Consider the following 16,542-nt stretch of genomic DNA (forward strand, 5'->3'; position numbering starts at 1 on the left):
GGATATTCGCAACTAGAGGACATAAAGGAGAAACAGGATGAGAAAAGTTTACATAGTAGAAGGCATACCAGGTTCAGGAAAGACGACGACGGCTCAGTGGCTGAAGGATGTCCTTCGTGATAAAGGTCGGGATGTACGGTTGTTTTTAGAGGGGAATGTGGATCATCCGGCAGACTATGAATCTACGGCGTGTCTGACAGAAGATCAGCTTCTTGGATTAGAAAAAGACTTTACGGAAATAAGGCATTATGCTCAAAAGAAGGAAACTAGGTATTTTATTCAATACCGCAAACTGCCAGATTCATCCTCTCATTTACGCAAGGCGTTAAAGGCGTATGATGTCTATGAATTACCAGTCAATGAATTCATCCAGGTTTCGCTGCAAAAATGGAAAGAATTCGTGGAGCAGGCGGTTAACGAGGATACGGTTTACGTACTGGAATGCTGTTTCCTGCAAAATCCGATTACGTTTTTACTGGCTAAGCATAATTGTGATAAGAAGCAGATCGCTGCTTATATAAAGGACATTAGCGTGATTATTAGCGAGCTCAATCCAGCCGTCCTTTACTTTGAACAGGATAACGTAGAGGAAAGTGTGGGGCGAGTGATTAAGGAGCGCTCCAAGGAATGGCTGGAGTTTATCATCTGGTATTATACCGAGCAGGCATACGGTCAAGCACGTGGTGGTGTGAAGGGAGAGAGCGGCTTTTTCGCATTTTTGCACGAACGAAAGCAGCTTGAGAAAGAATTGCTGAATGTTCTGCCGATCGAAAGCCTTGTATTAAACAACAGCGCATTTGATTGGGATGAAAGGAAAAGGGAAATTATTAGCTTTATAGAATAGTTGGGGTCCGGTACTTTCCTTTTTAAGTCCAGTCGTAAAGGCATTGGAAGGAGGGAAGTACCGGACCCTCATTATTTGTTCTTCGTTTCGCGATCCATCTTGTCATAGATGGATAAAAGAATTCTATTTCTTTCTTGCTGCAGTTTTAAAAATTTCAATAAAAACCAAACAACAAATATAACAGGTGCTATGTAAACAATGATGAAAGAAAACACAAAAGGTCCAGCCATAATGTCACCCCTTTTTACTTTTGGTTAATTATACCACTTTAAAAGGAGGACATGAATAGGGGTCCGGTACTCATGTAAGAGTACCGGACCCCTATTATGTTAACTATACGGCAGCTGCAGCTAGCTTCAAGTATGCTTCCACTTCAGCGGCGACCTCACGCCCTTCTCGTATCGCCCACACGATCAAGCTCTGTCCCCGGCGGGCGTCGCCTGCTGCGAACACTCCGTCTACGTTTGTTTGGTAGCTTTTCGGCGCAATTGTTGCTACACGCCGGTTTTGAACAGTCTCAACGCCAAAAGCAGACAACACCGGATGTTCTGGACCTTCAAACCCGATCGCGATAAACACGAGCTGTGCCGGCCATACGCGTTCGGTGCCTGGCACCTCCTGCATGATCCACACACCATTCTCGTCTTGAACGCGTTCCATCTGGACCGTGTGAAGCTCTTTTAAGGAGCCGTTCTGATCGGCCACCAGTTTCTTTGTCTGAACCGAATACTGGCGAGGATCGTCGCCATGAACTGCGGCCGCCTCTTCGTACGCGTAGTCCAGTGTGAACACGTTCGGCAGCTCGGGCCACATGTTGTCAGGCGTACGTGCACCCGGCAGCTTCGGATACTTGCCAAACTGAACGACGCTGCGGCATTTTTGGCGCAGTGCCGTGGCGACGCAGTCAGCGCCCGTATCACCGCCTCCGATGACAATTACATCTTTTCCTTCAGCATCAATATATTTTTCCTCATGCACATGTGAGCCGAGAAGACGCTGTGAAGCCCCAGTCAAGTAATCCATCGCAAAATGCACACCCGCGGCATCACGGCCTTCAAGCTCCAGATCACGCTGTTTTTGTGCACCAGTACAGAGGATGACCGCGTCGTATTCTGATCTTAGCTGTTCAGCCGAAATGTCGCGTCCGATCTCTGTATTTAAGATGAACTCGATACCTTCCTGACGTAGTAGGTTGATGCGGCGCTCGACAATACGCTTGTCGAGCTTCATGTTCGGAATGCCATACACGAGCAGTCCGCCGGCACGGTCAGCTCGCTCGTAAACGGTGACCGTATGGCCGGATTGGTTCAGCTGATCCGCAGCCGCGAGACCTGCAGGACCTGAACCGACGATAGCAATTTTTTTGCCCGACCGCGAGCGCGGGATGCGGGGCGTGATCCAGCCTTTTTCGAATCCTTTATCAATGATCGCGCGCTCAATGTTCTTGATCGTCACAGCAGGTTCTGAAATCTCAACCGTACAAGAACCTTCGCACGGGGCAGGACAGACGCGGCCAGTGAACTCTGGAAAATTATTAGTCTTCAGCAGGCGATCCAGTGCTTCCTTCCAGCGGCCGCGGTACACAAGGTCATTCCACTCCGGAATGAGGTTATGGATCGGGCATCCGGATGTCGTGCCGCTGATCTCCATGCCGATATGGCAGAACGGCGTCGCGCAGTCCATGCAGCGTGCGCCTTGCCGCTGCATGAGGCTGTCAGGCGCAGGCAGCGTGTACTCGTTCCAATCCTTCACTCTCTTTTTTGGATCGCGCTCTAGGATGTCTTCTCGTTTATAGTCCAAAAATCCAGTAGGTTTTCCCATTGTGCTCCCGCCTTTCTTGTTTGGTTTAAGATGTCATTTGTGGCTAGACCCGATAATGATCAGCTTTGACCCGCAAATTTTAATTTCGACCTGAAGAAGCAACAGTTTGACCCGCAATTTTCAAAAAAGACCTGAAAAACATAAAATCTCACTTCGAGCTACACCCGTGCTACTCGATTCAGCTTATTTTTTCGTGCCTTTGGGACTGGTGCGGATTCCTTTCCGCCAGCTACGCTTCTAAACGCGTTCATAACGGCGGTTTCTTCGGAAAAACCAGCTTCCTGCTCTTCACGGATACGGTCCATCATTTGCTTGTAATCTTTCGGAATCACTTTAACAAATTGTGTTCCAACAGTTTGCCAGTTTTGCAGGATATATGCCGCTTTTTCACTGCCTGTCGCATTATGGTGAGCTGCAATCATGTCATAAACCGCAGCCAGCTCTTCTACATTAGATAAATTTTCAAATTCAATGCTCTCTATATTGCATAGCGATTTGAACTCATTGGCATCCGGGGCGAGGATATAGGCGATTCCGCCAGACATGCCCGCGCCGAAGTTCTTGCCCGTTTCACCTAAAACCACGACTTTTCCGCCTGTCATATACTCGCAGCCGTGGTCGCCGATTCCTTCGACAACAACATTTGCGCCGCTGTTGCGGACAGCGAATCGCTCACCAGCCATGCCGTTCACGTACGCCTCGCCGCCAGATGCGCCGTAGAAGGCGACATTTCCAATAATGACGTTCGAGTCAGCCATATAACGGAACGCGTCAGGTGCGGTAACAGTAATCTTTCCGCCAGACAAGCCTTTTCCGACATAATCGTTGGCGTCTCCATTTAAGTGCATCGTCAAGCCGCGGGGAGCGAATGCGCCAAAGCTTTGGCCGGCAGAACCGGTAAAGCGAAGGTTGATTGTATCGCTAGGCAATCCTTCTGCGCCGTATTGTTTCGAGATCTCACTGCCGACAATCGTTCCAGCCACACGGTTGATATTCTCAATTTGAAAACTTGCATCAACATGCTGGCCGGTCATGATTGCATGCTCCACAGCAGGCAGAATTTCAACAACATCAAGTGATTCATGTATTTTGTGATTTTGCGGTTTCCGGAACGTACGCGCGCCGTCTACTTGATACAAAAGGTTCGTTAAATCAAGGTAACGTGCTTTCCAATGCTGTTTCGCCCGTTCGCTCACTTCGAGCACATCGGTCCGTCCGATCATCTCATCGAGTGTACGGAAGCCAAGTTCAGCCATCAATTCGCGCACTTCTTCTGCTACGAATCTCATATAATTCACCACATGATCCGGGTTGCCTGCAAATTTGTCGCGCAGCTCTGGGTTTTGCGTCGCCACTCCGACAGGGCATGTGTCCATGTGGCAAACGCGCATCATCACGCAGCCGAGAACAACAAGCGGTGCTGTCGCGAATCCGAACTCTTCCGCGCCAAGAAGGGCGGCCATAACCACATCTTTACCGGTCATCAGCTTGCCGTCTGTTTCAAGCACAACGCGGTCACGCAGTTTGTTCAGCATCAGTGTCTGATGCGTTTCAGCAAGACCAAGCTCCCACGGCAGGCCGGTATGCTTGATGCTCGTTTTGGGCGAGGCACCTGTTCCGCCGTCATAGCCGCTGATTACGATTACGTCCGCCGCACCCTTTGCGACGCCGGATGCAATTGTGCCAACACCCGCTTTTGCTACGAGTTTCACCGAAATTCGAGCATCGCGGTTCGCGTTCTTCAGATCGTGGATCAGCTGTGAAAGATCCTCGATCGAGTAAATATCGTGATGCGGAGGAGGGGAGATAAGCCCGACTCCAGGCGTAGAGCCGCGGACTTCAGCGACCCACGGGTACACTTTGTTTCCAGGAAGCTGTCCGCCTTCACCCGGCTTTGCGCCTTGTGCCATCTTGATCTGCAGTTCATCGGCATTCACCAAATAGTGGCTGTTCACGCCGAAACGACCTGATGCGATCTGCTTGATCGCGCTGCGGCGGCTGTCGCCGTTTTCGTCCGGTGTGTAACGGGAAGGATGCTCTCCGCCCTCACCGCTGTTGCTTTTTCCGCCAAGACGGTTCATGGCGATTGCCAAAGCTTCATGTGCTTCCTGACTTAATGAGCCGAAAGACATCGCGCCTGTTTTAAACCGTTTGACGATCGAATCAACAGACTCGACTTCATCAAGCGGAATGGATCGGTTATCCTTAAACGCAAATAAGTTTCTTAAAAAACCAAGGCGTTCCTCATTAGCTGCTTCTGAAAATTGCTTAAAAAGCGAATAGTCATTTTTGCGGCACGCCCACTGAAGGGTATGAATCGTTTTCGGATTGAACGCATGGTGCTCGCCGTTCGCACGCCATTGAAAATCACTGCCAGAATCAAGCGTGCTGTCCGCATTTTGAGCGAATCCTTCTTGATGGCGAACAAGTGTTTCCCGGGCAATAATGTCGAGATTGATCCCGTCTAGCTGAGAAGCTGTGCCAGGAAAATAGCGTTCAATGGTTTTCTTGCCGATGCCGACCGCTTCAAAGATTTGCGCACCACGGTAGCTTTGAACCGTTGAGATGCCCATTTTAGACATTACTTTCACGATGCCTTCCGTTACACCGATTTTATACGTTTTTACCGCCTCATCATAAGTCGCCGTCAGGCTGCCTTCCTCGGCTGCCTGCGCGTAGGTAGCATAAGCAAGATAAGGATAGACAGCGTCAGCACCATATCCGATCAGAGCCGCAAAATGGTGAACCTCACGCGTTTCACCTGACTCCATGATCAAGCTCGCTTTCGTACGGAGCCCTTTATGCACAAGGTGGTGATGAACAGCGCTCGCGGCGAGCAGAGCAGGGATAGCTGCCTCGTGTTCGTTCATGCTGCGGTCTGACAGAACGAGTATGCTGGCCCCATCATGTACAGACTGCTCCGCTTGCTCTAACAACTTAACAACTGCTGCTTCCAAATCGTTTGTGAACAGTGTGTCTAAAACGGCAATTCGATAGCCGCTGAACGCTTTTTTCTTAATCTGTTTCATCTGTCCTGGCGTTAGAACAGGAGAGTCCAGCTGCAAACGGCGGCAGTTTTCTTCGTTTGGATGCAGGAGGTTGCCTTCTGCGCCAAGAAGTGTCATGGATGACGTGACCAACTGCTCACGAATCGCGTCGATCGGCGGGTTCGTCACCTGCGCAAAATGCTGCTTAAAGTAGTTAAACAGCGATTGCGGGCGGTCAGACAGGACAGCCAGCGGCGTATCGTTCCCCATCGAGCCGATTGGATCTTTGCCTTCTGTCACGATAGCGAGCAGGTATTTGTTAATGTCTTCGTACGTGTAGCCAAACGCCTTTTGCATCGTTACCAGATCGGCCACCTGTTCTTTAGGGGGGCTCTCCGCATCATTTATGACAGAAAGGTTTTGCGTCAGCCACTGTTGATAAGGCTGCTGGCTCGCCATCTCACTTTTAATCTCTTGATCGGATAAAATACGACCTTCCTCGATATCAATCAGAAGCATTTTGCCAGGGCTCAAACGGTCTTTGTACACAATGTCCTCTTCGCTGACCGGAATGACACCGACCTCTGATGAATAGATAATATGGTCGTCTTTCGTCACATAATAACGGGCAGGGCGCAGGCCGTTGCGGTCAAGAATGGCACCGATCTGGCGTCCGTCTGTGAACGAAATGCTCGTCGGTCCGTCCCAAGGCTCCATTAGACAGCTGTGGTATTCATAAAACGCGCGTTTTTCCGGTGACATGTGCGGGTTCTCGCTCCACGGCTCTGGAATGAGCATCATCGCAGCATGCGCAGGCTTACGGCCGGCGAGCACGAGAAATTCAAACGCGTTATCTAAAATGGAAGAGTCGCTGCCTTCACTGTCAAGGATAGGCAGCACTTTTTCCAGGTCCTGACCGAACGCTTCGGATACGAATTGCTGCTCTCGGGCTTTCATCCAGTTCATGTTGCCGCGCAATGTGTTGATCTCGCCGTTATGGATGATATAGCGGTTCGGATGCGCGCGTTCCCAGCTTGGGAACGTGTTTGTACTAAAACGGGAATGCACTAAAGCGAATGCCGACACGAAAGAAGGGTCTTGCAGATCAAGGTAAAACGCGTCAACCTGCTCAGGTGTCAACAACCCTTTATAAACAAGTGTTCTCGTCGATAAGCCGGTGAAATAAAAGCGCAGATTCTGTTTCTTCGCCCAGTTCTCCGCCTGTTTGCGGATGATATACAGCTTGCGCTCGAAGGAAGTTTCGTCCTTTATGTCAGGGTTTGCAGCAATAAACACCTGGCGGATGACAGGGCACGTTTCTTTTGCCGCAGGTCCGATGTGCTGCGGGTTCACAGGTACTGTTCTCCACCCGATGAGTTTTTGGCCTTCTAATTCAATGAGGGAGTTAATGTGTGTCTCGATCTGTTGCTGTTCTTCGCTGTTTTTTGAAAAGAAGAGCATGCCCACACCATAACGGCCTTTTTCTGGCAAATGCAACTCCGGGCACTTTTCTCTGAAAAATGCGTCTGGAATCTGTACCATAAGCCCGGCACCGTCTCCGGTTGAAGCGTCTGCTCCCTGTCCCGCGCGGTGATCGAGTCTGCACAGCATACTTAGGCCTTTTTTGACGATATCGTGTGTCGCTTTCCCTTTTAAGTGGGCGTATACACCGATTCCGCATGCGTCGTGTTCAAATTGTGGCTGGTAAAGTCCTTGTGCTTGAGGCATCTGATTGTAAGTCATGGACATGCCCTCCTTTTTTCCGAATACTTTGTTAATAGTGTATGTTTTCTGATTAATGCAAACAATATATAATATAGATAAGAATGATCTCAAATTGAGAACGATCGGAGTTGTAAGGCTATGGAACTGCGACAATTGCAGTATTTTATTGAAGTGGCAGAACGGGAGCATGTCTCAGAAGCAGCACAACACTTGCATGTAGCGCAGTCCGCGGTCAGCCGGCAGATCGCGAATCTAGAAGCAGAGCTTGGCGTGACCCTTTTTGAACGGGAAGGCCGTAACGTGAAGCTTTCTGCTGTAGGAAAGCTGTTTCTGACACACGCGAAGACAGCAATGAAAGCAATCGAGTTCGCCAAAAAGCAGATTGAAGAGTATTTGGACCCTGAAAAAGGGACGGTAAAGATCGGATTTCCGACTAGTCTGGCGAGCCATCTCATGCCGACCGTGATTTCAGCGTTTAAAAAAGAGCATCCAAACGTGGCGTTTTATTTGCGTCAAGGTTCGTACAACTATTTAATCGACGCGGTAAAAAATGGGGAAATAGACCTAGCGCTGCTTGGACCAGTACCGGTTGATCACCCTGATGTAGAAGGCCACATTTTATTTACAGAAAACCTATCGGTGTTGCTGCCGTCTGATCATCACTTAGCCGAAAAACGCAGCTTGTATTTAGGTGACTTAAGGAACGAAAGCTTTGTGTTGTTTCCAGAAGGGTATGTGCTGAGGAAAGTGGTGGCCGATGCGTGCCGTGAAGCGGGGTTCACGCCAAAGGTCGCGTCAGAGGGGGAGGATCTGGATGCGCTCAAGGGGCTCGTGATTGCAGGGATGGGTGTGACATTGCTGCCGGATAGCTCGTTCAACGAAACGAGGCATGGCTTTACGGTGAAAAGATCCATTGAAGCACCGCGCGTCATTCGGACGGTCGGCATCATAAAACCTAGGGTGCGCCAGCTGTCGCCAGCCGAACGAGATTTCTATGAGTTTGTGAAGCAGTTCTTTACGGTACTGGAGCAATATAGTTAACATAATCGGGGTCCGGTACGCATTTTAGTGACGCGTACCGGACCCCGGTCATTTATTCTGGCTTCTCATCTGCAGGCTTTCGTTTATGTTTCTCCATGATTATTTTTTTGTTCAATATTCTCACTTCACCGACCATCAGCAGCCTCATATCCTCAACGATATATTTCGCCAACTCCTCATCCGAGATATCATCTCCATGAAGATCAAGGCGAAATTCCTGACCTTGTATACCGCCGCCATTTGTAAAATCAATTTCAAAATCAAACTGTACTCGTTTATCCATCAGAGAACCACCTTTTTGAATGTATTATTATGGGTATTCCATGTTCACAAATCAATAACATGCTTAATAGAAACGCCTCGTCTTACTGCTATAACTGAGGCCGTCTTGAACACGCTCATGTCACTGCAAATGCTCGGCGATTCAGGCGTAAGATTCCTGTCAATGTACCCTTATATGCTAATAGCCATGTTGTTTGATGAAGGAAGGAACATCAATAAAGAAACACCTGCACATAGTCAATCGCAGGTGTTTCTTCGTTAAACAGTCTGAAAAAAGGTCTGTGACGAAAATGGTTCGATTTTAATTTTTCCATTTTTTTCTTCCATTTTGTAGGTTCTATTATGGGAGGTAGCGTAAAGGAATGAATGCAACGACGTTCCTTCAGGTGTGAAACGGTAATCATAGAACATGTTCAGCTTTCCGCCATTGTCTTTTAGCACGTGCATCACATCGTCTGGGAGAAGCGAGGCTGTCAGTTCATCCAGCTCTTGCTGCTGCATCAGTTGATCAATCATTCTCTCAAACTGGGTGTCTTCAATATAGACAGGCTCTCCTGGCTGAAGAAGAGTGCTGATGCCAAGTTGGGCACTGATTTGATTTTCATCATTTTCACGGTAAAGCTGATACACACGGTTTTGATATCGTGACTGCTGGACAGTTAGATCTTCAGCAAAAAAAAGAGACGTCGTGACAAGTTCATTCCCTTGTGCAGTTTGACAGCGAATCACACGCGGAACATTTGTCAGGCTGAGCAGAAAGGATTGAAACGCCGGTTCAATCATCTCTTCATTGTTTTCAAAATACAGCAGACCTTTCGATAGTAGCCCGTACAAAGCACTGTCCATACGTGTTTCCAGTTCATCGTCAGACACGTTTCCGAAAACTTCCTCCTTGATGCCATACGCGGCAGATTCTCCACCGACAAGGATGAGAGAAAGTATGTATTCTTCGGCTGAAAGAGAATAAGACATGATCAAGCTCCTTTTTAAATAATAAATTCTTTACCGCAAAGTATGCGGATTAGTCGATCTTAAATGATTACAACAACTTTAAGAAGAGCATTCGTTATCTTATTGAACGATATAAATAAGCGGATAATACAATAACGAGAATTAGTGCAGCGTCATACAACATAATAAATATTCTGAAGGTAAGCCATCCAAACCGTCTGGAAACCGCATTGCTAAAATGATACGTAACCCCGAAAAATGGAATGATGAACATTTCCAAAGCAGGAATTTCTTTCATAATCCATTGATAGGGTGCTTTGCCGAGAGAGTTGCTAAGAATAAATAGTGAGCTGTATAGCAGGTTGCTTACAGAACATATCATGAAGAAGATGATGACTGTACCTAGAAAGTGCATCTCATATCATCCTTATAACGTTGCGCCAAATACATAGCCCAACAAAATAATTAATATAATTAACAAAATAGCATAGCCAATCAGCCACAGTCTTGCTATAAGCCCGTTGAATTTGTTAAACAGCTTATCACCTGTGTATTTTGTCGGTCCAAGCAACGGAAAAGCCAGTAAATCCATTAGACTGTTATTCATTGTAAGCCACTTGTAAAAACCGTTTCCTGCGGTATAACTTAAGAGATACAGTAGACAAAATAATAAATTAGTTACAACAAAAAAAATTAAAATCCCACTGAGGGTACCAATAAACTCCATTTAGAAAACATCCTTTACTTAAATTGAGACGATGATAGGGGAATTATAGCCATCCAAATACCTTATCTTTTGCATCATCAAGCGCATCCTTGGCACTGTCCAAAGCCTTGCTCGCCTTTTCTTTTACATCATGACTAGCCTTCCCAATGGCAGCACCTGCGTCTCCCATCCATTTACTCGTATACTTAGAACCCCATTCTCCTACACTTGCTCCGATAGCTCCACCGATTACAGCTCCAGCTGCAGCTCCAAAGGGAGCAAAAGGACCTGACAGAGCGCCTCCAATCGCGGCGCCAACATAAGTCCCTACTGCTGCTCCTGTAGCGCTTCCGGCAAGTTTGTTTACTTCTTCACCTATAATACGACCGCCGGCTTCGTAAAATTCCTTACCGCTTTTATTATCGATTTCCTTAATGCGGTTACGGATTGTAGTACCGGTATTAACAGCGCCTGCAACAATTGCTCCTGTGCCGGCTAATCTCCCTGCAAGCATTGGGAATTTTTTTCTGTCGATAAGCATGTTACGATCTGTATTCTTAAATATATTTTTCTTTAAGGTTTCATGAACAGGTTTGTTGCCTGTTGCTGCTTTTACTGCAAATGCTTTTGATTTTTCAGCAAAACTTCTATTATCTACATACCTTGCTTTTTTAATGTTGCTGTTTTTATCCTTCAGCATTTTTTCAATTTGAGCGTTCTTCTTAGACTCACGATTCAGTTGCTGAATAAGGTGCCGGACCGCCTTGGGACCGGTTTTTCCTTTAAGGAAGTTTAATACTTTTTGGTTGTACTTAAACGTATAATGGTTCTTCTTTTTCGTGTATTCAATGCGCAATAGCCCGGTTTTTTGTGAAAGTGCGATGACTCCGAGAGGCAGGAGGGAGTCAAGAGCGCCTTTTCCAAACGCCTGCATGAAGCCTGCTACATCACTTTCTTCGGCTGTATTATTGCTCAGCTCAAGATCCTGACTGAGCTTAAATGCATTAAGGACTCCGACTGCGGACTGAGCGGTTGTTGCTTCAGGATTATTTACGCTAGAGCCTGGTGTGCCGCTGACCGAGCTTGGATTCTTCGCTAATGCTTCATACAGCAAGCCAGTTTTGTAAGTGCTGATCGAAAGGTCCTTGGATTGAAACATTGAATCAATCTGGCTAACATAGTTGTTCATTGTTAGAACATTATTCGTAACAGAATCCAGACGGGTTTCCTGTTGGGAATCAAACGTGTGTAGAAGCTCTAAGGTAAGGTCTTTGTCTCTTTTTGCCGTTGAGAACTGATCGACCACTTGGCTGTCATCAAGCTCGGGCAGTGATACGATGTCCTGTACACGCGATATAATTGAATTGGCATCGTTCGTCAGCTGCTCGGTTACGCTTTTGGCTTTCTGAAGCCCATTCTCGATTTCGTTTGTGAGAAAGCTTTCTCTAATAAAGGCATTTTCAGCTGGTTCAATGGATTTCAGTGTTTGTTTAATCTCATGAAGCGCTTGATTATAGTCCGCCATCATCATCTGATAATAGGACAAAAACGGAATGTGGCAATCCTCATAAAACGAACGAATCGCCTGCCCGCCTTTCCCTTTAAGTGAATCTTCAAGATTAGTAAGCTCTCTTACCGAATCCTCTATTTGTTTCATCTGTTGTTTCTGCTGCTCAATCTTATTTCTAATTTCTTCTATACCGGTTAAAAGCGCAGCCGAATCCAGAGTTTTCATCTTGCTATGCACCCGCCTTTTTAAAGTATACATGGAAATATATTCTAGCCGTTATTTCCCGTAACTTTTGTTATCTAAACCCCTTTTACCATAAAAACGTGTCAAAGGTCGAGGTGCTTTCTTCCTGTATGTAAAAAGTATCCTGCTGACCTAGAGGGGAAAGTATAAGTATTGACCAATATGGTCAGTGCGCAGTATATTATTATTGACCGCATTGGTCAATGTGAGGTTGGAGAGTGGTTTATGATGTTTTTGAAGTTTCACAGCTTGGATGAGAACAAACAGCAGCGAATATTGAACGCTGCAATCAAGGTGTATGTCCAAAAAGGCTATGATCTGGCATCTACGAATGAAATCGTGAAAGAGGCGGGAATTTCAAAAGGACTTCTGTTTCATTATTTTCAAAACAAAAAAACGCTTTATCTCTATGTGTTTGATTATTGTATGGGCCTTGTGGTGACCGATTTTTATGAAAAAGTAGACATGCAGGAACCGGATTTTTTTGAACGAATGCGTCATATTAATCTAGTAAAGATGGAATTACTGAACCGGTATCCCGATCTTTTTCGTTTTTTAGAGAGTGCGTATCTTGAAATGTCTTCAGAAATCAGACCGGAGTTTCAGGAAAGATTGAAGAAATTCAGCGAGAGCAATACGGATCAGCTGTTCGCTCATTTGGACACATCCAAATTTAAGAATGGTCTCGACATCCAAAAGGCTATCAAAAGTGTGTTGTGGACGTTCGAAGGATTCAGTGCGGAGGTGCTGGGCAGAGCAAAGGCCATGCAGCTTGACCAACCAGATTACGAGGCTGCTTATAAAGAGGCTGACGCTTATATCGAGATGTTTAAACGCTGTTTCTATAAATAGGGGGGCCAGAGGATGAACGTCATTGAAATCAGAAACCTGACGAAAACGTACGGCAGCAGCAGGGGAATTGAGGATGTGAGCTTTTCTGTTGAGCAAGGAGAGATCTTCGGTTTCATCGGTCCGAACGGCGCAGGGAAATCGACTACTTTGCGCAGTATGCTGTCTATTATTTACCCCACGAGCGGCAGTGTTTCTATTTTTGGCATGGATGCGGTGAAGCAATCGGCTGAGATTAAGAAACAAATTGGATATCTGCCTTCTGAAGTGTTTTATTACGACAATATGCGTGTGAAAGATCTTCTTCACTATTCCGCGAGCTTTTATAAAAAGGGCTGCCGGGAGAGAATTCAGCAGCTGGCTGAGAGAATGAATCTTGATCTGAACAAAAAAATTGACGATCTATCATACGGAAATCGCAAAAAGGTAGGCATTGTGCAAGGACTGCTTCACGAGCCGAAGCTGATTATTTTGGATGAACCGACGGGCGGACTTGATCCGCTTATGCAGCAAACGTTTTTTGATCTTTTGAAAGAAGAAAACGAAAAAGGCGCAACCATTCTTTTCTCTTCGCACATTTTAAGTGAGGTTCAAAAAATGTGTGATCGTGTAGCCATTATTAAAGAAGGACGCATTATAGCGGTGGAAAAAATCAGCACATTGCAGGAGAACAACCATAAAAAGGTGAGAGTTGAAACGTTAATGCCGGTAGAAGCGGGCGAGTTTCAGTTGAGTGGAGTGGCAAATGTAACGGTAGAAGAGAATGTGATTCATTTCTTGTACAGCGGTGACATTAACGTGCTGCTGAACAAGCTTGCCGGTATGAACTTAGCGAACGTATGGATAGAAGAACCCGATCTTGAGGAAATCTTTTTGCATTATTACGAAAAGGAGGCTTGAGTAAACGTGAACATGTTTTTTCACGAATGGCGGTCGATCAGGAAATCAACGGCGATTTGGAGCGCAGCACTCGTGGCTGTTACGATCCTGTTTTTATCAATGTTTCCTTCCATATCACGTGATGCAGAGGCGTTTCAGCGATTGCTGTCGGGCTATCCGAAAGAAGTGCTTCAAGCTTTCGGACTTCAGCTCGAGATGATTACATCATTTTTAGGATTTTATTCGTATATGTTCACATATGTCATGCTGATCGGTGCGATTCAAGCGATGAATTTGGGTGCAGGGATCGTGGCAAAGGAAGTGAGCGGAAAGACATCTGAATTTCTTCTGTCAAAGCCGGTCAGCCGTTTTGATATTTTGCGTGCCAAGTGGCGGGCGGTTGTTCTGTCAATCGCAGTAACGAACATGGTGTTTGTTAGTGCCGCTTATTTAATGGCATTAGCCGTAGCGGAGAAACTCGATGTGAAGGTGTTTCTGCTTATGTCTTTGTCGAATGTGTTTGTTCAGCTTTTCTTCGCTGTACTCGGATTTTTCCTTGCAGTCAGTATGAATCGGATAAAATCTGTTCTCACGCTGTCTTTGAGTACAGTGATGGCATTCTTTCTCCTATCAATGATTGGTTCGGTTTTGGGAGAAGATGCTGTTCGGTATGTGACGCCGTTTCAATATTTTGATTTCGTGTATGTAATACAGCATGCTTCGTATGAATGGGGTTATTTAGTTGTAGAAGCTGTCTTTTTCTGCACGATGCTAGTAGCCAGCTTTTATGTGTTTTCTAAAAAAGATGTGCACTCCGTGTGAGGAGGAGAGAAAATGAATATCTTAAAAAGAGAACTGAAGTCTTCGGTAAAATCGACGCTGTTCTGGATAGCAGGCATAATCGCGCTCGTTGCAGGCGGAATGAGTAAGTATGGCAGCCTAGCAGGGTCAGGACAGTCGATGAACGACATGATGGCGGCGATGCCAAAGTCACTGCAGGCACTATTCGGTGTCAGCTCTGTTGATGTCTCAAGCGCGCCAGGGTATTATGTGGTCATCTTTTCGTATATACTGCTGATCGCTGCGATTCATGCCGGCCTTCTTGGTGCTGGGATTGTGGCAAAAGAAGAACGTGACAAAACAGCCGAGTTTCTGTTCTCAAAGCCTGTATCACGCACCGAGGTGCTCCTAGCTAAGCTTGCGGCATCGCTTGTGCTGATTGTGATTATCAACAGCGTTATGCTCTTGGTTTCTGATGTTTCGTTGAGCTATTATGGCAGCGGAGAGGATGCCGGTAACCAAATTGCTTTTTTGTACATGCTATTGTACGGGTTCCAGCTTTTGTTTTTAAGCATCGGTGCTATGATTGCGTCAGTATTAAAAAAGCCGAAGCAGGCAGTGGGGATTACAGCAAGCATTATTTTGGCATCCTACCTGCTATCAATCGTGATAGCATTGAACGAAAATTTGGCGTTTTTAAAATTTGTCACGCCATTTCGTTATATAGATGCGAATGAAGTGTTGTTTGGCAGCGGTGGTACGATGCTACCGTTTATGGCCCTTTCCATCGTGCTATCATTTGTGCTTCTATGTTATGCGATCAGTTCATATCGTAAGCGGGATTTGACTGTATAAATTAGTCGGGGTCCGGTACGCCTTCGGGTCAAGCCTTGCTGCGCGCGGCTTGACGCTTTGGCGTACCGGACCCCCGTTTGTTATTGTTGACTTCGTGGTGCGCCACACGGTTTATGATAAAGATAAGGTAGTTGGAGGTGATCCGCATTGCTGTATAAAGTGGGGGAGTTCTCTAAGATGACAGGATTAAGCCGGGAAGCGCTTCGCTATTACAGAGAAGTGAAGCTGCTTGAACCCGTTTACGTGAACCCGGACAATCAGTATCAGTATTATGATAATGGCTCTTATCTTGTCGCGATGCTGCTCGTTCAGCTGCGCCGATTCAATTTCACGATTCAGGAGATGAAGTCAGTGATGGAGGACGAATCGTTTGCTAATCTTGAAAACCTGCTTCGTATGAAGAAGCAGAAAATAGAAGGCCAGATCCGTTGTTTGCAGAATAAAGTGCAGGATATGGACGAGTTCTTGAAAATGGGAAATAAGGAGGAATGAGAGTGATTACGTGGCATAGTGAGCGAGAATTGGCTGTTTCCATTGAGGCAGCTTGGAGTCTGTTTGATGACGATCGGATACAGCGCATACTGCGTAATGTGGTGGAACACGAAGTGATAGAGTCCAAGCCTGGCGTTACAGGAACCACTTATAAGCAAAGCTATAAGGAAGGTAAGCGAGTGGAGACGTATACGGTAACGGTTTTAGATTATAAAAATGAGCCTGAGGAAAAGCTGCTAAAGTGGGGATTTGTGCTTGGCAAAGCGTTTTACATCACATTTGCGTTTAAGCTGCGCAAAGTGGACGATAACCGAACGTTGTTTATTTATGAAGGTAAGAATAAAGGTCTTAACTTTTTAGGACGTGTGCTGCTCAAGCTTGGTGAGAGAAGCAACGAGAAGGTTGTCAGTGATTTTATGGATACTGTGGAGCGGGAGGCGCTGCAGAATAGTTAAGTTCGGCAATAGGTTTATCCTTATGATCTTGTCCGACCGAAAAAAGTGACTTCTCGCCTGAAACCTAACTGTTCTCGGCCGAAAAAACGTATTTTTCGCCCGCAAATAATGAATTCTCGCCC

Annotated in this window: 15 protein-coding genes; 8 read left to right on the forward strand and 7 right to left on the reverse strand. The window is 46.2% G+C overall.

Annotated features, from left to right (window positions below):
• The first annotated feature begins 37 nt into the window (after positions 1–37).
• Positions 38–844, forward strand: a complete 807-nt coding sequence (locus tag ACFQPF_RS17390) for a P-loop NTPase family protein (protein WP_379751336.1) — start codon at positions 38–40, stop codon at positions 842–844.
• Positions 845–1,177: 333 nt separating this feature from the next.
• Here the strand turns inward: ACFQPF_RS17390 and ACFQPF_RS17395 are convergent, their stop codons facing one another.
• Both ACFQPF_RS17395 and gltB read right to left on the reverse strand, forming a co-directional pair.
• Positions 1,178–2,665, reverse strand: a complete 1,488-nt coding sequence (locus ACFQPF_RS17395) for a glutamate synthase subunit beta (RefSeq protein ID WP_379751338.1) — start codon at positions 2,663–2,665, stop codon at positions 1,178–1,180.
• Positions 2,666–2,823: 158 nt separating this feature from the next.
• Complete coding sequence (gene gltB / locus ACFQPF_RS17400) at positions 2,824–7,395, reverse strand: glutamate synthase large subunit (RefSeq protein ID WP_379751340.1); 4,572 nt, start codon at positions 7,393–7,395, stop codon at positions 2,824–2,826.
• 120 nt (positions 7,396–7,515) lie between these two features.
• Here gltB and gltC point away from each other — a divergent pair, with 120 nt between their 5' ends.
• Complete coding sequence (gltC, locus tag ACFQPF_RS17405; RefSeq protein ID WP_379751342.1) at positions 7,516–8,418, forward strand: glutamate biosynthesis transcriptional regulator GltC; 903 nt, start codon at positions 7,516–7,518, stop codon at positions 8,416–8,418.
• Between the two features lie 52 nt (positions 8,419–8,470).
• Here gltC and ACFQPF_RS17410 read toward each other — a convergent pair whose 3' ends face one another.
• The 5 genes from ACFQPF_RS17410 to ACFQPF_RS17430 form a co-directional block, all read right to left on the reverse strand.
• The gene (locus ACFQPF_RS17410; protein ID WP_379751344.1) at positions 8,471–8,701 is read right to left on the reverse strand and encodes a cyclase; all 231 of its coding nucleotides are present in this window, start codon (positions 8,699–8,701) and stop codon (positions 8,471–8,473) included.
• A gap of 257 nt (positions 8,702–8,958) precedes the next feature.
• Positions 8,959–9,672 (reverse strand): hypothetical protein, encoded by a 714-nt coding sequence (locus ACFQPF_RS17415; RefSeq protein ID WP_379751346.1) that lies wholly within the window; start codon positions 9,670–9,672, stop codon positions 8,959–8,961.
• A 94-nt stretch (positions 9,673–9,766) separates the two neighbouring features.
• Entirely contained in the window at positions 9,767–10,066 is a 300-nt protein-coding gene (locus ACFQPF_RS17420) for a hypothetical protein (protein ID WP_379751348.1), read from the reverse strand.
• A 12-nt stretch (positions 10,067–10,078) separates the two neighbouring features.
• Positions 10,079–10,378, reverse strand: coding sequence for a hypothetical protein (locus tag ACFQPF_RS17425; protein ID WP_379751350.1), 300 nt, complete (start codon positions 10,376–10,378; stop codon positions 10,079–10,081).
• Between the two features lie 43 nt (positions 10,379–10,421).
• Positions 10,422–12,092 (reverse strand): LXG domain-containing protein, encoded by a 1,671-nt coding sequence (locus ACFQPF_RS17430; RefSeq protein WP_379751352.1) that lies wholly within the window; start codon positions 12,090–12,092, stop codon positions 10,422–10,424.
• 243 nt (positions 12,093–12,335) lie between these two features.
• Here ACFQPF_RS17430 and ACFQPF_RS17435 point away from each other — a divergent pair, with 243 nt between their 5' ends.
• From ACFQPF_RS17435 to ACFQPF_RS17460, 6 genes are all read left to right on the forward strand, one after another.
• A complete protein-coding gene (locus ACFQPF_RS17435; RefSeq protein ID WP_379751354.1) occupies positions 12,336–12,962 on the forward strand; it encodes a TetR/AcrR family transcriptional regulator in 627 nt (208 codons plus the stop codon).
• A 12-nt stretch (positions 12,963–12,974) separates the two neighbouring features.
• Entirely contained in the window at positions 12,975–13,859 is an 885-nt protein-coding gene (locus ACFQPF_RS17440) for an ABC transporter ATP-binding protein (RefSeq protein WP_379751356.1), read from the forward strand.
• A gap of 12 nt (positions 13,860–13,871) precedes the next feature.
• Positions 13,872–14,660, forward strand: coding sequence for an ABC transporter permease subunit (locus ACFQPF_RS17445; RefSeq protein ID WP_379751759.1), 789 nt, complete (start codon positions 13,872–13,874; stop codon positions 14,658–14,660).
• 12 nt (positions 14,661–14,672) lie between these two features.
• The gene (locus ACFQPF_RS17450; RefSeq protein WP_379751358.1) at positions 14,673–15,473 is read left to right on the forward strand and encodes an ABC transporter permease subunit; all 801 of its coding nucleotides are present in this window, start codon (positions 14,673–14,675) and stop codon (positions 15,471–15,473) included.
• Positions 15,474–15,620: 147 nt separating this feature from the next.
• A complete protein-coding gene (locus tag ACFQPF_RS17455; RefSeq protein WP_379751360.1) occupies positions 15,621–15,965 on the forward strand; it encodes a MerR family transcriptional regulator in 345 nt (114 codons plus the stop codon).
• Between the two features lie 2 nt (positions 15,966–15,967).
• Entirely contained in the window at positions 15,968–16,420 is a 453-nt protein-coding gene (locus ACFQPF_RS17460) for an SRPBCC family protein (protein ID WP_379751362.1), read from the forward strand.
• Positions 16,421–16,542: the final 122 nt, after the last annotated feature.

It is taken from the genome of Fictibacillus iocasae (assembly GCF_042665465.1).
GTDB classification, from domain to species: Bacteria; Bacillota; Bacilli; order Bacillales; family Fictibacillaceae; genus Fictibacillus; species Fictibacillus iocasae.

Excerpts from the sequence above, each read along its gene's own strand:
- ACFQPF_RS17390 (WP_379751336.1), top strand. The coding sequence starts at position 38 with ATGAGAAAAGTTTACATAGTAGAAGGCATACCAGGTTCAGGAAAGACG.
- ACFQPF_RS17395 (WP_379751338.1), bottom strand. The coding sequence starts at position 2,665 with ATGGGAAAACCTACTGGATTTTTGGACTATAAACGAGAAGACATCCTA.
- gltB (WP_379751340.1), bottom strand. The coding sequence starts at position 7,395 with ATGACTTACAATCAGATGCCTCAAGCACAAGGACTTTACCAGCCACAA.
- gltC (WP_379751342.1), top strand. The coding sequence starts at position 7,516 with ATGGAACTGCGACAATTGCAGTATTTTATTGAAGTGGCAGAACGGGAG.
- ACFQPF_RS17410 (WP_379751344.1), bottom strand. The coding sequence starts at position 8,701 with ATGGATAAACGAGTACAGTTTGATTTTGAAATTGATTTTACAAATGGC.
- ACFQPF_RS17415 (WP_379751346.1), bottom strand. The coding sequence starts at position 9,672 with ATGTCTTATTCTCTTTCAGCCGAAGAATACATACTTTCTCTCATCCTT.
- ACFQPF_RS17420 (WP_379751348.1), bottom strand. The coding sequence starts at position 10,066 with ATGCACTTTCTAGGTACAGTCATCATCTTCTTCATGATATGTTCTGTA.
- ACFQPF_RS17425 (WP_379751350.1), bottom strand. The coding sequence starts at position 10,378 with ATGGAGTTTATTGGTACCCTCAGTGGGATTTTAATTTTTTTTGTTGTA.
- ACFQPF_RS17430 (WP_379751352.1), bottom strand. The coding sequence starts at position 12,092 with ATGAAAACTCTGGATTCGGCTGCGCTTTTAACCGGTATAGAAGAAATT.
- ACFQPF_RS17435 (WP_379751354.1), top strand. The coding sequence starts at position 12,336 with ATGATGTTTTTGAAGTTTCACAGCTTGGATGAGAACAAACAGCAGCGA.
- ACFQPF_RS17440 (WP_379751356.1), top strand. The coding sequence starts at position 12,975 with ATGAACGTCATTGAAATCAGAAACCTGACGAAAACGTACGGCAGCAGC.
- ACFQPF_RS17445 (WP_379751759.1), top strand. The coding sequence starts at position 13,872 with ATGTTTTTTCACGAATGGCGGTCGATCAGGAAATCAACGGCGATTTGG.
- ACFQPF_RS17450 (WP_379751358.1), top strand. The coding sequence starts at position 14,673 with ATGAATATCTTAAAAAGAGAACTGAAGTCTTCGGTAAAATCGACGCTG.